This window comes from Tardiphaga alba (assembly GCF_018279705.1).
Classification (GTDB): domain Bacteria; phylum Pseudomonadota; class Alphaproteobacteria; order Rhizobiales; family Xanthobacteraceae; genus Tardiphaga; species Tardiphaga alba.
Genome location: NZ_CP036498.1, coordinates 705,672 through 719,013 on the forward strand (window position 1 = coordinate 705,672; position 13,342 = coordinate 719,013).

General features: G+C 63.2%; 12 protein-coding genes and 1 tRNA gene. 5 read left to right on the top strand and 8 right to left on the bottom strand.

Annotation, left to right across the window (positions count from 1 at the left end):
* Nucleotides 1-74: 74 nt before the first annotated feature.
* From RPMA_RS03355 to RPMA_RS03390, 8 genes are all read right to left on the bottom strand, one after another.
* On the bottom strand, nucleotides 75-704 hold the full coding sequence (locus tag RPMA_RS03355; protein WP_211911533.1) for a DapH/DapD/GlmU-related protein: 630 nt from the start codon (nucleotides 702-704) through the stop codon (nucleotides 75-77).
* 158 nt (nucleotides 705-862) lie between these two features.
* Complete coding sequence (locus tag RPMA_RS03360; protein WP_211911534.1) at nucleotides 863-1,189, bottom strand: GlpM family protein; 327 nt, start codon at nucleotides 1,187-1,189, stop codon at nucleotides 863-865.
* 128 nt (nucleotides 1,190-1,317) lie between these two features.
* Nucleotides 1,318-2,547: a 5-aminolevulinate synthase gene (hemA, locus tag RPMA_RS03365; protein WP_211911535.1), complete on the bottom strand. Its 1,230-nt coding sequence runs from the start codon at nucleotides 2,545-2,547 to the stop codon at nucleotides 1,318-1,320.
* Nucleotides 2,548-2,662: 115 nt separating this feature from the next.
* Nucleotides 2,663-3,733: an MBL fold metallo-hydrolase gene (locus RPMA_RS03370; protein WP_211911536.1), complete on the bottom strand. Its 1,071-nt coding sequence runs from the start codon at nucleotides 3,731-3,733 to the stop codon at nucleotides 2,663-2,665.
* A gap of 81 nt (nucleotides 3,734-3,814) precedes the next feature.
* Nucleotides 3,815-4,828 (bottom strand): biotin synthase BioB, encoded by a 1,014-nt coding sequence (gene bioB, locus RPMA_RS03375; protein ID WP_211911537.1) that lies wholly within the window; start codon nucleotides 4,826-4,828, stop codon nucleotides 3,815-3,817.
* Nucleotides 4,829-4,958: 130 nt separating this feature from the next.
* Nucleotides 4,959-7,100 (bottom strand): methyl-accepting chemotaxis protein, encoded by a 2,142-nt coding sequence (locus RPMA_RS03380; RefSeq protein ID WP_211911538.1) that lies wholly within the window; start codon nucleotides 7,098-7,100, stop codon nucleotides 4,959-4,961.
* Nucleotides 7,101-7,312: 212 nt separating this feature from the next.
* Nucleotides 7,313-8,053: an outer membrane protein gene (locus RPMA_RS03385; protein ID WP_211911539.1), complete on the bottom strand. Its 741-nt coding sequence runs from the start codon at nucleotides 8,051-8,053 to the stop codon at nucleotides 7,313-7,315.
* A gap of 568 nt (nucleotides 8,054-8,621) precedes the next feature.
* Nucleotides 8,622-8,696: transfer RNA gene (locus RPMA_RS03390), tRNA-Thr, on the bottom strand.
* Between the two features lie 267 nt (nucleotides 8,697-8,963).
* Between RPMA_RS03390 and RPMA_RS03395 the strand changes: the two genes are divergently transcribed.
* From RPMA_RS03395 to murA, 5 genes are all read left to right on the top strand, one after another.
* Nucleotides 8,964-9,167 (top strand): hypothetical protein, encoded by a 204-nt coding sequence (locus RPMA_RS03395; RefSeq protein ID WP_211911540.1) that lies wholly within the window; start codon nucleotides 8,964-8,966, stop codon nucleotides 9,165-9,167.
* A gap of 87 nt (nucleotides 9,168-9,254) precedes the next feature.
* Nucleotides 9,255-10,907 carry an FAD-dependent oxidoreductase gene (locus RPMA_RS03400; protein ID WP_249225681.1) on the top strand — a complete coding sequence of 551 codons (1,653 nt, stop codon included), beginning with the start codon at nucleotides 9,255-9,257 and terminating at the stop codon, nucleotides 10,905-10,907.
* A gap of 9 nt (nucleotides 10,908-10,916) precedes the next feature.
* The gene (locus RPMA_RS03405) at nucleotides 10,917-11,225 is read left to right on the top strand and encodes a UBP-type zinc finger domain-containing protein (RefSeq protein WP_211911542.1); all 309 of its coding nucleotides are present in this window, start codon (nucleotides 10,917-10,919) and stop codon (nucleotides 11,223-11,225) included.
* 105 nt (nucleotides 11,226-11,330) lie between these two features.
* Complete coding sequence (locus RPMA_RS03410) at nucleotides 11,331-11,837, top strand: hypothetical protein (RefSeq protein WP_211911543.1); 507 nt, start codon at nucleotides 11,331-11,333, stop codon at nucleotides 11,835-11,837.
* A 149-nt stretch (nucleotides 11,838-11,986) separates the two neighbouring features.
* Nucleotides 11,987-13,276 carry a UDP-N-acetylglucosamine 1-carboxyvinyltransferase gene (gene murA, locus RPMA_RS03415; RefSeq protein WP_211911544.1) on the top strand — a complete coding sequence of 430 codons (1,290 nt, stop codon included), beginning with the start codon at nucleotides 11,987-11,989 and terminating at the stop codon, nucleotides 13,274-13,276.
* The last annotated feature ends 66 nt before the right edge of the window (nucleotides 13,277-13,342 follow it).

A 13,342-nucleotide genomic window follows, 5' to 3' on the forward strand; every position in this document is an offset into this window, starting at 1 on the left:
GGGCGTCAGCATATCGCCGGTCCCCGGATTACGCTTCGCTCCATCCGGGCTACGGAATGGATGCCTATTGTCCGCTATCGATCCCATTTCTCGCAGAACGCCTCGATCCCGGCGCCCTGAAAGTCGCCGAGCCGTTCCATGATGGTCTCGAACGGCCAGTCCCACCACGCGATGCGGGCGAGGCGGGTGGCGATCTCCGCCGGGAAGCGCGGGCGGATCAGTTTTGCCGGAACACCGCCGACAATGCTGTAGGGGGCGACGTCGCGGCTCACCACGGCGCCGGCCGCGAGCACGGCTCCATCACCGACGGTGACGCCCGGCAGCACGATTACGCCATGCCCGATCCAGACATCATGGCCGATGGTGACGACGTCAGTGCGGCGATCCGCGAAGAAGCCGGCGTCGCGCGTGGCGTCGGAGCTGTAATATTCGGGGCAGTAAGTAAAGCGGTGCAGCGATGGCCGGTCCATCGGGTGATTGGGCGCGCCGATGCGCACCGAAGCGGCAATGGCGCAGAATTTTCCGATCCGCGCATCCGCCACCATGCAGTTGGGGCCGAGATAGCTGTAGTCGCCCAGCGCGCTGTATTCGACGTGGGTGTTCTCAAGGATCTCGCAACTCGTGCCGATCTCCACCTCGCGCGATGTCGCGGTGGGATGGATGAAGGTCTTGGCGAGCTTCGGCGCTTTGGGCGTATCTGTCATGGGTCTCGATCCGAAAGGCATCGCGTAAGGCGGTTGGATGTCAGTCCGATGACGGCTGAGATGGCGCATAGTAGTCGTAGGGCGGATGAGCGAAGCGTAATCCGCCGGCCGAGTGCATGGCGGAGGCTCCGCGGCGGATTACGCTGCGCTCATCCGCCCTACTGCGGGAGCGCATGAAAGCTGATCACGATCACCACCAGCCATGCGGTGACCCCGGCCGCAATCGCGAGCCGGTAATCGATCGATCCGATGGTCAGATAGCAGGTGCCGAGAAAGGCCAGATAGGCCGGGATAGTCTTGGCACCGGCGAGACAGGCCTCGCGAAACCCGGACGCCTCGCCCTTGGCGCCGACAATGGCCAGCGCGATGATCGCGAAGGTCGGAAACAGCGGCAAGATGCCCGGCAGCGTATTGCCGCGCTTGGACAGGAAGGCGATCAGCGCGGTGAGCAGGCCGCCGAGAATGCCTTTCCAGATGATGTCCAAGGGAGTGCTTCCTGTTGATGCGGTGATCGTAGCCCGGATGGAGCGCAGCGCAATCCGGGAATCAGAGCATCAGCATATCGCCGGTCCCCGGATTTCGCTTTGCTTCATCCGGGCTACAAGGCGCAGCCTTATTCCGCCGCCATCGCCTTGGCGCGCAGCGGCATGCCGAGCTGGTCCCACACCTGCAGCAGCGCTTCCGCCAGATGATCGATCAGTACGTCGTCATGATAGGGCGACGGCGTGATGCGCAGGCGCTCTTCGCCCTTGGCCACGGTGGGATAGTTGATCGGCTGGATATAGATGCCGTGATCTTCCAGAAGGAGATCGCTGGCCTTCTTGCACAGTTCGGCGTCGCCGACGAAAACCGGCACGATATGGGTGTCGGTGGACATCACCGGAATGCCGGCGGCTGTGAGCACGGCCTTCAGGCGCGCGGCGCGGTCCTGGTGGCGCTCGCGTTCCCAGGTCGAAGTCTTGAGATGCTTGATGGCAGCCGTCGCAGCCGAGCAGATCGCCGGCGGCAATGCGGTGGTGAAGATGAAGCCCGGCGCATAGGAGCGCACGGCATCGACGATGTCCTTGCTGGCGGCGATATAGCCGCCGAGGCAGCCATAGGCCTTGGCCAGCGTGCCTTCGAGGACGTCGATGCGATGCATGACGCCATCGCGCTCGGCAATGCCGGCGCCGCGCGGGCCATACATGCCGACGGCATGCACCTCATCCACATAGGTCATGGCATTGTAGCGCTCGGCGAGATCGCAGATCGCAGACAATGGCGCCACGTCGCCGTCCATCGAATACAGACTCTCGCAGGCGATCAGCTTCGGCCGGGCGGGATCGGCGGCCTTCAGCAATTCTTCGAGATGGGCGACGTCGTTATGGCGGAACACGACGCGCTCGCAGCCGGACTGGCGGATGCCTTCGATCATCGAATTATGGTTGAGCGCATCCGAAATGATCAGGCAGTTCGGCATCAGTTTGGCGAGCGTGGAGATACCGGTCTGGTTGGAGACATAGCCGGAGGTGAACAGCAGCGCTGCCTGTTTGCCGTGGAGGTCGGCGAGTTCTTCCTCGAGCTGCACGAGCGGATGATGGGTGCCAGCGATGTTGCGGGTGCCGCCGGCGCCGGTGCCGACGCGGGTCGCGGTTTCGACCATGGCGCCGACCACTTTCGGGTGCTGGCCCATGCCGAGATAGTCGTTGGAGCACCAGATGACGACGTTGCGCGGGCCTTTCGGCGTGTGCCAGACCGCATGCGGGAACCGGCCGGCGATGCGCTCGAGATCGGCGAAAACACGGTAGCGGCGCTCGTCATGAAGGCGGGAAAGCGCGTCGCTGAAGAACTTGCTGTAATCCATCGGAAAAACACCCAAAACGGAACCCGAAACCCAGCTCGGTCTGCGTTTTAGAGCCTTTCCAGTCTGGCTGTCGAGGCGCAATTGGGCAAATTGCCCAACGCGCCGGCAGGACAGATCAGGTGGCTGTAAACCGCAGCTTGCCGTCGCTGCACAGTTCCTGGCTCAGCCGGCCTTCGGCCAGCATGTAGTTGACGTGGGCGATCAATTCGCCGGCGGCGAAGCCGGTCTGGTGAGCGTCCAGCTTGTGCTTGTGAAACACGACCGGCACGAGTTGCGCTGACGTCTTGGCCTCGGTGCGACAGGCATCCGCGATCAGGCCGCAGCGCTCCTCGTGATGGTCGGCGAGCTGCTTGATCCGGATCTGGAGGCCGTAGAACGGCACGCCATGCCCAGGCAGCACCAGCGTATCTTCGGGCAATGCGGCTGCAATGGCATTGAGCGATGTCAAATAGGCCCCGAGAGAATTCTCATCGGGCTCATGCGCCCAGACGCTGACATTGGGCGAAATCTTGCTCAGCACCTGATCTGCGGAGAGATAGATCTTGTCGGCGGCCGAGTAGAGCGTGACCTGGTCCGGCGAATGGCCGGCACCGGTGATGATCTCGAAATTGCGCTTGCCGATGGCCAGCGTGTCGCCATGGCGGAGCCGGCGATAGGCGGCGGGCAGCGGCACGGTCTTCTTCAGATAGTCCTGGCCGCGGCCGAGCAGCTGCTCGGTGAGGTCGGCATCCATGCCATGGCGCAGGAAGAACTGGCGCATGTTCACCAGACGCTCTTCGGTGCGGCGGTTCTGGTGATAGACGCCCTGCAGATATTCGACCTGCGAGATGTAGAACGGGCAGCCGAAGCGCTGCACCATCCAGCCGGCCTGGCCGACATGATCGGGATGCGCGTGGGTGACGATCACCTTCGAAATGGTGATGCCCTTGAGTGGGCCGTCGAACAGCTTGGTCCATGCGGCGATGGTGGCGTCATTGCCGAAGCCGGTATCCACCATGGCCCAGCCGTCGCCATCTTCGAGCAGATAGATGTTCACATGGTTGAGGCGAAAGGGGAGGTCGAGCCGGAGCCATTTGATGCCGGGGGCGATGTCCACCACCTGATCGGGGCCGGGGTGGCTCTCGATGGGATAGGTCAGCGGATCGGCTGGCTTGCCTTCTGAAGGCTTGGTGCTGGCGTCTGTCATCGTCTTTTTGTCCTTTGCATCCGGCTTACCGGGCGAAGGACCCCCGCGCCAGCCCAAAAAGGGCCGGCGCAGGGCATACTGTTATGCGCTGGCGCGCATGGCCGGGGCGGCGTCCGTTGCTGATATGCCCGAGGTCATCCCGAGGCGATCCAGCAGATTGGCGTCGCGGTCGGTCTGCGGGTTCTTGGTGGTGAGCAGCACGTCGCCGATGAAGATGGAGTTGGCGCCGGCCAGGAAGCACAGCGCCTGCAACTCGTCGGTCATGTATTGCCGTCCGGCGGAAAGCCGCACCACGCTCTTCGGCATCATGATACGCGCCACCGCGATCATGCGGGCAAGCGCAATGGCATCAGGGCGCTCGGCAGTGTCGTTCACCGGCACGCCCTTCACCTCGTTCCACATATTGATCGGCACGCTATCCGGATGATGCGGCATGTTGGCGAGCAGCAGCAGCATGCCGAGGCGATCGTCCACCGCTTCGCCCATGCCGATGATGCCGCCGCAGCAGGTCTTGAGGCCGGCATCATGGGCGCGCGACAGCGTGTCGATGCGGTCCTGCATCGTACGCGTGGTGATGATCTTGCCGTAGAATTCCGGCGAGGTGTCCACATTGTGGTTGTAGAAATCGAGCCCGGCATCATGCAGGCGCTTGGCCTGATCGTCGGTGAGCATGCCGAGCGTCGCGCAGGTTTCCATGCCGAGCGATTTTACCGCGCTCACCATGTCGCAGACGCGATCCAGATCCTTGTCCTTCGGATTGCGCCATGCCGCCGCCATGCAGAAGCGACTGGCGCCGGCATCTTTCGCGCGCTGCGCGGTGGCGACCACGGCGTCCTGGTCCATCAGCTTGGTAGCCTTGAGGCCCGTATTGTAATGCGCGCTTTGCGAACAGTAGCCGCAATCTTCCGCGCAGCCGCCTGTCTTGATCGAAAGCAGGCTCGCGGTCTCGATGTGATTCGGATCGAAATTGCTGCGATGGACGCTTTGCGCCTGGAAGATGAGGTCCGAGAACGGCAGCGCATAGAGCGCGTCGGCCTCGTGCCGTTGCCAGTCGTGACGCGGCTGATGAATCGATGTGACGGATGAGGTGGGCATGAAGCAGTCCTTGCAGCTTGCGCAGCCCGAAGATCATGGACTGCGCGCGGAGCAGTCCATGAATTGTATGGCGAAGACAAGGACGCGCGGCGCGTATTGTCAGGCGCTGCGCGTCAAGGCTGTGCGGGTGTTACGCCGCACGAATGCTGGTGAGAAATTCGTCAATCTCGCCACGTAGTATGTCGGCTTCGCGCCGGAGTTCGCCGGATGCACCGAGCACGTCGCTGGCTGCGACACCCGCCTGAGACGACGCATCGCTGACGCCGACGATGTTGCTCGACACTTCACTGGTGCCGCCTGCCGCGTGCTGGATATTTCGCGCGATCTCGCGTGTCGCTGCGCCTTGCTGCTCGACAGCCGTTGCAATCGCCGTGCTGACTTCGTTGATCTCGGTGATGGTCTGGCCGATATTTCTAATTGCGCCCACCGCGGTAGAGGTAACCTGCTGCATGGCGACGATCTGCGTGCGGATTTCATCCGTCGCCTTCGCGGTCTGTTCGGCGAGGCCCTTCACTTCCGAGGCAACCACCGCAAAGCCGCGACCGGCATCGCCCGCGCGCGCCGCCTCGATGGTGGCATTGAGCGCAAGCAGATTCGTCTGCGAGGCAATGGTCTGGATAAGGTCGATGACCACGCTGATGCGGTTGGCGCTTTCAGCCAGGCCCTGCATCGTGGCGTCGGTCTCGCCGGCTTCGCTCACCGCCTTGGCGGCGATCTGCGAGGACGTCACCACCTGCCGGCTGATCTCGGCGATCGACGATGTCAGTTCTTCGGTGCCGGCGGAGACGGTCTGCACATTCACCGATGTCTCTTCCGCCGCGGCCGCCACGGCGCTGACCAGCGTGCTGGAGCGATCGGCGGTGGCCGACATGTCCTGCGCCGTGGTTTGCATTGAATTGGCTGCGGTCTGCAGCTTTTCGAGCGCGCTGCGCACCTTGCCTTCGAAGTCGTGGATGCGGGTCTCGACCCGCGCCGCACGTTCGTTCTTGGCGATGCGGTCGCGATCCTGCTCCGCGCTCATATTTCGGGCATTGATCATGTTCTCGCGGAACACTTCCAGCGAGTCGGCCATCACGGTGATTTCGTCCTGCTGCTTGCTACGCGCCATCCGGGTTTCCAGATCGCCGCTGGAGAGCAGCTGCATCGCCTTCTGCAATTGCGCGATGCGGCGCAGGATGCTGCGGCCGACATAGAGCCAGACGAACAGTGCCGAACCGATCAGGGTCAGCGCGCCCAATGCCAGCATGATCTGTGTGGACAGCGTGATCGTGGTTTGCGCATTGGCCGTGGCTGCGTCGGTTTCCACACGCACCTTCTCGACCAGCTGTTTGACGCTGATGCCGAGGCCGGCATTGAGCTTGCGGGTTTCGTCGAGGATCAGCTCGCCATATTCGAGCGTGTCGATCTCCTTCTGGCGGATCTTGAACACGCTTTCCTTGCCGTTGCCGAGCGCGAGGATCTGCTCGGCGGCCTTGCGCAATTCGGGAATGCTGCTGATAGCGCCTTCAAGCGCCGTCAGGTTCGTTTTCACGCGCTGCTGCGCCGTCTTGAAGTTCTCCTCGATAGGCGAGAGCGCTTCACCCGTGCCGGCAGATAGCGCGGCCATCAGATCGGATGAGATCAGGTTGGTGTCAGCGACCACATTGCCGATCTGCACGATGATGCGCGAGGCTTCGCCGGAATCTTCCGCCGAGAACACGACGGCGCGCAAAGTGGCGTCCATGCCGGTCTGCGCATCGGCAATGGCCGGCTCGGCCTTCTTGACGAAGTTGTTGGCCGCCGCGCGGAGCGCGTCATAAAGCTTCTGGTGCTGGACGGCGGTGTCGATCTTCTCCTGCGTCGCGGCGCCGAGGCTGCGGATCGTGTCCTCGATATTTTTCACGGAATCAGCGAGCGCGGCGACCACGGCCTTGTCTGCGCCGAGCTTGGTAATAGCGTCGAGCTTTTCGACGGCGAGCTTATGGGTCGCGCGCATGCGCTCGGAGCGCCTTTTCAGCGTCTCGACATTGGCGGAGGCGAGCAGCATCGGGCCCTGGCCGGCCAGGCTTTCGCTGGCGGTGGCGAGTTCGAGCGTGGCGGTGAGTTTCGGGATGTCGCGGCCGTTCAGGTCGGTCATCATCTGGCCGAGCTGGCCGAGAATCGCGCCGGCGCCGGCACTGATCAGGATCGCCATGCCGGCGATGACAGCGAAAGCGGCAAACAGGCTACCGCGGATGCCAAAGCGCGGACGCGACATGCGGCCGAACTTTCCGAAAAACGACTTCAACGTCATGACGCTCCCCGCGTCCGCGGTGGTTCATGGCGGATCGCGTGAAGAGTATGTCGTTACCGAGTTAACATTCGGGTAAGCGGGCACCCTTGTGGGGCCTCTCCGCAGCCACGGCGCTTGTGCGGTTAGCGAATCGTAAAAGCGGTGGGCAAACAAAAAGGCCGGCGTTTCCGCCGGCCTTTCCGCAAGTCTGAGCCTGAAATCAGGCGCGAAACTTAGTACTTCGCGACAACCGGGCCACCCCAGTTGAAGCGGTAGTTCAGGCCGGCCTTGACGACGTGGGTGTCGTTCTTGGACGAAACGGCGGTCGCGAGGCCAGTCGCAGCCGGCTGCAGGGTGGTGCTGCCGAAGTCGTAGTACTGGTATTCAACCTTGCCCGACCAGTTCTGGGTGAACAGGTATTCGAGACCGGCGCCAACGGTGTAGCCGTTCTTCTTGGTGCCGCCGTCGAATGCGATCGGAGCGCCGGCAACGCCAGCAACCAGCGTTTCGCTGACGTCCTGATAGGCCCAACCACCCTTCACGTAGAGCAGTGCGGGACCCCAGGTGTAGCCGAGACGGCCGGTCACCGAAGCGATACCCTTCTGGTTCAGGTTGTAGGTCGACGAAACCGGACCGTTCACAACCGGCACGAACGCGACGTTCGTGTTGTTGTTGCCGAGCCAGCTGTACTGACCTTCAACACCGATCACCCAGTTCGGGGCGAACTGGTAGTCAGCGCCGACCTGCAGACCGCCGAGGAAGCGACCGTCGGAGTTGTCCGAGGTGCCGCCGAAGCCGTTGTTGCCGTTGAAGGCGCCACCGACGTGACCGCCGATGTAGAAACCGGTCCAGTTGTAGATCGGGGCAGCGACGTAAGCCGGAGCCTTGGTGTAGGGACGAGCGGCGAGGTCAGCGGCCGAAGCCGAAGCGCCCATCGCGAGGAGGGCAGCGGTGCCCAGCAGGAACTTCTTCATTTTTTCTTCTCCAGAAAACTATTTTAGACCGAAGCACGCTTGGTGGGCTCCGTCCTATGGCGTCGAGATAGACAGGTTTTGCACCAATTGCTGTCACCCATTCGCCACAGCCGCCTACAACCCGACAGAATGAGACGCAGCGCAAAATCATCCTTAGCGACAAATTAATTAAAACTAAAAGAGCTATTAATTTTCAGTGACTTACGACTGTCCGCAGGCGCCCTGCAGCAACCCGTAACGATTTGGTTTCGCTCTAGGTAGATTTCTTGTGATCGACGCGTGAAGCGCAAGAAAGCGCCAATAGCTGTCCCCGCATCGCGCACCGGTTTTTAGGTACCGCGTGCTGTCTTGTTTGCTCTTGGCGGGCGCGTTGTCGCCACAGTCTTGCGGCGACTGAGTCGGCAGCTCTGCTCATATTGAGGCGCGCTTCGTTCACATGTGTAGCCTGAAAGAGCGCGGCAGCCATTCTTTCGCCGACGCGCAGGACTCGCGATGGCGGCCAGCTTTTCGGCGCTTGATATCTGGATGCTTCGATTGTCGACCGGCCAACAAAGCAGGTGCAAATAAATGGTGCTGCCAGACAGGATTGAACTGTCGACCTCTCCATTACCAATGGAGTGCTCTACCACTGAGCTACGGCAGCGTGCTGATTGCGGGAATCGGCCTCAAGGGCGGCCCGCCAAGCGAGGCGTTCTGTGCCACACGATCTGCGCTGGTGCAAGCGCGAGACGGCCTCTGGCGGCATCATTATGAAGGATTTGTACGGGATCGCGCATCCGCACCGGTTCCGCCCGCGATTTCAGCCTCGTGGCGCCCGTAAACCTGTTTTATTCGCGGCCGTCCGGGGTGCTAGAGGTGCTAGAACCGCGGGGACATTCCCGCATTCAGCCCGTTATGCGAAGCTTGTCCGATGGCCGACCGTCCTCCCACGCTGAACGAACGCGACCAAGCCCGCCAGGCCCGCTTGCGGCAGGCGCTGCGGGATAATCTGAAAAAACGGAAATCCCAGCTGCGCGGCCGTGCCGATCTCGCCGCCGCCGAGGCCGGGGTGTCATCGGAGCCTGATAGCGACGCGGACAAGCGTTCAAGACAAGACGAGCCCGACCGGGAATAATCGGCCCCATTCAGCGCGCAGGCGAGACCCCCAATGGACCTCAAAACCTTGGACCCGAACAGCATCCCCGAGCACAAAAAGGCGGCGATGCTGACGCCGCGTTATGACCAGACCTTTCCCGCGCTCACATCGGCCGAGATCGAGCGGATGCGCCGGTTCGGCGATGTCGTGCATTATAAGGACGGCGACATGCTGTTCGAGACCGGCAAGCCCGGTCCCGGCATGTTCGTGGTGTTGTCCGGCCATGTCTGCGTCACCCAGCGCGACGGCTTCGGTCATGTGTCGCCGGTGGCGGATCAATGCGCAGGCCAGTTTCTGGCCGAGATCGGCCAGCTCTCCGGCCGCATGGCGCTGGTGGATGGCCGCGCCGAGGGCGATGTCGAGACGCTGCTGATTCCTCCCGAGCGCTTGCGCGCGCTGCTGGTGGCCGAGGCCGATCTCGGAGAGCGCATCATGCGGGCGCTGATCCTGCGCCGGGTCAATCTCCTGCAGGGCGGCGTCGGTGGTCCCGCGCTGATCGGCTCGCCGGTGGCCAGCGACATGGTGCGGCTGCAAGGTTTTCTGACGCGCAATGGCTATCCCTATCACCTGCTGGATCCGCAGGCAGACAAGGACGCTGCCGACGTGGTCGCGCGCTATGCGCCGTCGCCGCAGGAGCTGCCGCTGGTGGTGGTGCCGGATGGCGCGGTGCTGAAGAACCCGTCGCTGTCCGAACTGGCCCACGCCATGGGCATGCTGCGGCCGATGGACAAGGACAAGGTCTATGACGTGGCCATTGTCGGCAGCGGCCCAGCGGGGTTGTCGACGGCGGTGTATGGCGCCTCCGAGGGGCTGTCGATCGCGGTCTGCGATTCCCGCGCCTTTGGCGGCCAGGCCGGCGCCAGCGCGCGGATCGAGAATTATCTCGGCTTTCCCACCGGCATTTCCGGCCATGCGCTGACGGCGCGGGCCTTCAACCAGGCGCAGAAATTCGGCGCCGAGGTGATGATTCCCGTCACCGTGGGGCAGCTCGATTGCGCGCGGACCGACGGCCTGTTCGGCCTGGCGCTGGACGATGGCGAGGTGCTAAAGGCGCGCGCCATCGTGATCGCATCGGGCGCCCGCTATCGCCGGCCGGACATCGATCGGCTGTCCGATTTCGAAGGCCGCGGCGTCTGGTACTGGGCGTCGCCCATCGAGGGCCGGCTGTGCAAGGAGCAGGAGATCATCCTGGTCGGCGGCGGCAATTCGGCCGGGCAGGCGGCGGTGTTTCTGGCGTCGCAGGCGGCGAAGGTGCGGATGGTGATCCGCGGCGGCGGGCTGGCGGCGTCGATGTCGCGCTATTTGATCGACCGCATCGAATCCACGGCCAATATCGAACTCGTCTTCAACACCGAAGTCGTCGCGCTGGATGGCGATACGGAAGCGGGCCTGTCGCGGGTGACATTGCGCAGCCGCCTGTCCGGCGAGGACGAAACGTCGGAGATCCGCAATCTCTTCCTCTTCGTCGGCGCCGATCCCGCCACCGACTGGCTTGCCGATTGCGGCGTGACGCTGGATCGCGGCGGCTTTGTCATCACTGGCATGCCCACCGATGGCCGTGCGGTACAGGCGCTGGAGACCACGGTGCCCGGCGTCTATGCGGTGGGCGATGTGCGGTCGGGCTCGGTGAAGCGCGTCGGCGGCGCCATCGGCGAAGGCGCGCAGGTGGTGGCGGCGCTGCACGGCTTTCTCGGCGATAGCGCGCGGCCGACTTTGTAGGAGAATGCGATGACGATCCGATGCACCCATGTCTCCGGCATCCGCGACGTCACTCCGAGCGCGCTCGGCTGCGAGGAATGCCTCAAGATCGGCAGTCCCTGGCTGCATCTGCGCATCTGCCGGACCTGCGGCCATGTCGGTTGCTGCGACCAGTCGCCGAACAAGCACGCCACCAAGCATTTTCACGCCACCAAACACCCGATCATCGAGGGCTATGATCCGCCGGAAGGCTGGGGCTGGTGCTATGTGGACGAGGTGATGTTCGATCTGTCCGATCGCATGACCCCGCATAACGGACCGATCCCGCGCTATGACTGACGTCGCGCAAACGGCCGTTAATTGATGCAAATGCCGCTCGCTTCAACATTGCCAAATGTCATGTCCGCACCCTAGATTTGAGGCGTTCTAACGCAGGGGTGCATCATGGTTCTGGGTATGAGTCTCGCGACCTTCACGCTGCTGCATGTGGTCATCAGCCTGATCGGCATCGTCACCGGCCTCATCGCCATGGTCGGTCTGCTCACGTCGCGGCCGATGCCCGGCTGGACCGGCATCTTCCTGCTGACCACCATCCTCACCAGCGTCACCGGCTTCTTCTTCCCGGTCGAGAAACTGCTGCCGTCCCATGTGATCGGCATCATTTCGCTGCTGCTGCTGGCGATCGCCTGCGTCGCGCTGTACGGCCGCAAGCTCACGGGCTCATGGCGCTGGATCTATGTGGTCACGGCGATGACCTCGCTCTACCTCAACATCTTCGTGCTGGTGATCCAGAGCTTCCTGAAAGTGCCGGTGCTGCATGCCTTGGCGCCAAGCGTGCCGCCCGCGGAGCCGCCTTTCGCCATCGTGCAGGGCGTTGTGCTGGTGGCCTTCGTGGTGGTGACATTCCTGGCGGTGCGGAAATTCCGGCCGCTGGGCGGTGGGGTGGCCTGAACGGGCTCGGCCGCTGGTTTTCCCTCCCCCGCTTGCGGGAGAGGGAGAACAAAGAGGGAGTTCCCATCGAAAAGCCGTAAATGCGAAGCTTTTGCGCGGGGTGGGCGTCATGCCCTATATAGGGCGCTCAGCATTCAGCGGGAATCAGTATGGATCGCATTCGCATCGTCGGCGGCAATAAACTCAATGGCACGATCCCGATCTCGGGGGCGAAGAACGCCGCGCTGCCACTGATGATTGCAGCTCTGCTGACCGACGAGACGCTGATCCTCGACAACGTGCCGCGCCTCGCCGATGTCGCGCAGGTGCAGCGCATCCTGGGCAATCACGGCCTCGACATCATGTCGGCCGGCAAGCGCCCGGGCGACCACGAATATCAGGGCCAGACCCTGCATATCTCCGCCAAGAACATCATCGACACCACGGCGCCCTATGAGCTGGTCTCGACCATGCGCGCGTCGTTCTGGGTGATCGCGCCGCTTCTGGCGCGCATGCATGAGGCCAAGGTCTCGCTGCCCGGCGGCTGCGCCATCGGCACTCGCCCGGTGGATTTGCTCATCATGGCGCTGGAAAAACTCGGCGCCGAACTGACCATCGATGGCGGCTACGTGATCGCCAAGGCGCCCGGCGGCCTCACCGGCGCCGAGATCGATTTCCCGAAGGTCACCGTGTCCGGCACCCATGTGGCGCTGATGGCGGCGACCTTGGCGAAGGGCACCACGGTCATCACCAATGCGGCCTGCGAACCCGAAATCGTCGATGTCGCCGACTGCCTGAACAAGATGGGCGCTGATATCACCGGCGCCGGCACCCCGACCATCACCATCAAGGGCGTCGCCAGGCTGCATGGCGCCCGCCACACCGTGCTGCCGGATCGCATCGAAACCGGCACCTATGCCATGGCGGTCGCGATGACCGGCGGCGATGTGCAGCTGTCCGGCGCGCGTCCGGAGCTGCTGCAGGCGGCGCTCGATGTGCTGGTCGAGGCCGGCGCGACGGTGACGCCGAATAACGAAGGCATCCGCATCACGCGCAACGGCGCCGGCATCAAGGCGGTCGACGTTGCAACGGCGCCGTTCCCCGGTTTCCCGACCGACCTGCAAGCGCAGCTGATGGCGCTGATGACGACGGCCAAGGGCGCGTCGCACATCACCGAGACCATTTTCGAGAACCGCTTCATGCATGTGCAAGAGCTGGCCCGGTTTGGCGCGCGCATTCATCTCGACGGTGAGACCGCCACCATCGACGGCATCGGCAAATTGCGTGGCGCGCCCGTGATGGCGACCGACCTGCGCGCGTCGGTGTCGCTGGTGATCGCCGGCCTCGTCGCCGAAGGCGAGACCATGGTCAACCGCATCTATCATCTCGACCGCGGCTTCGAGCGGTTGGAAGAGAAGCTATCGGCCTGCGGCGCGCAGATCGAGCGGATTAGCGGATAGCGCCATCATAACCTCGTCATTGCAAGGTCAGGGAAAGCCTTCGCTTTCCCTTTAGCGCAGCGACGA

What these genes read in the sequence shown, in the direction of transcription:
- RPMA_RS03355 (WP_211911533.1), bottom strand. Translation starts at nt 704, where the DNA reads ATGACAGATACGCCCAAAGCGCCGAAGCTCGCCAAGACCTTCATCCAT.
- hemA (WP_211911535.1), bottom strand. Translation starts at nt 2,547, where the DNA reads ATGGATTACAGCAAGTTCTTCAGCGACGCGCTTTCCCGCCTTCATGAC.
- RPMA_RS03370 (WP_211911536.1), bottom strand. Translation starts at nt 3,733, where the DNA reads ATGACAGACGCCAGCACCAAGCCTTCAGAAGGCAAGCCAGCCGATCCG.
- bioB (WP_211911537.1), bottom strand. Translation starts at nt 4,828, where the DNA reads ATGCCCACCTCATCCGTCACATCGATTCATCAGCCGCGTCACGACTGG.
- RPMA_RS03380 (WP_211911538.1), bottom strand. Translation starts at nt 7,100, where the DNA reads ATGACGTTGAAGTCGTTTTTCGGAAAGTTCGGCCGCATGTCGCGTCCG.
- RPMA_RS03385 (WP_211911539.1), bottom strand. Translation starts at nt 8,053, where the DNA reads ATGAAGAAGTTCCTGCTGGGCACCGCTGCCCTCCTCGCGATGGGCGCT.
- RPMA_RS03395 (WP_211911540.1), top strand. Translation starts at nt 8,964, where the DNA reads ATGGCCGACCGTCCTCCCACGCTGAACGAACGCGACCAAGCCCGCCAG.
- RPMA_RS03400 (WP_249225681.1), top strand. Translation starts at nt 9,255, where the DNA reads ATGCTGACGCCGCGTTATGACCAGACCTTTCCCGCGCTCACATCGGCC.
- RPMA_RS03405 (WP_211911542.1), top strand. Translation starts at nt 10,917, where the DNA reads ATGACGATCCGATGCACCCATGTCTCCGGCATCCGCGACGTCACTCCG.
- RPMA_RS03410 (WP_211911543.1), top strand. Translation starts at nt 11,331, where the DNA reads ATGGTTCTGGGTATGAGTCTCGCGACCTTCACGCTGCTGCATGTGGTC.
- murA (WP_211911544.1), top strand. Translation starts at nt 11,987, where the DNA reads ATGGATCGCATTCGCATCGTCGGCGGCAATAAACTCAATGGCACGATC.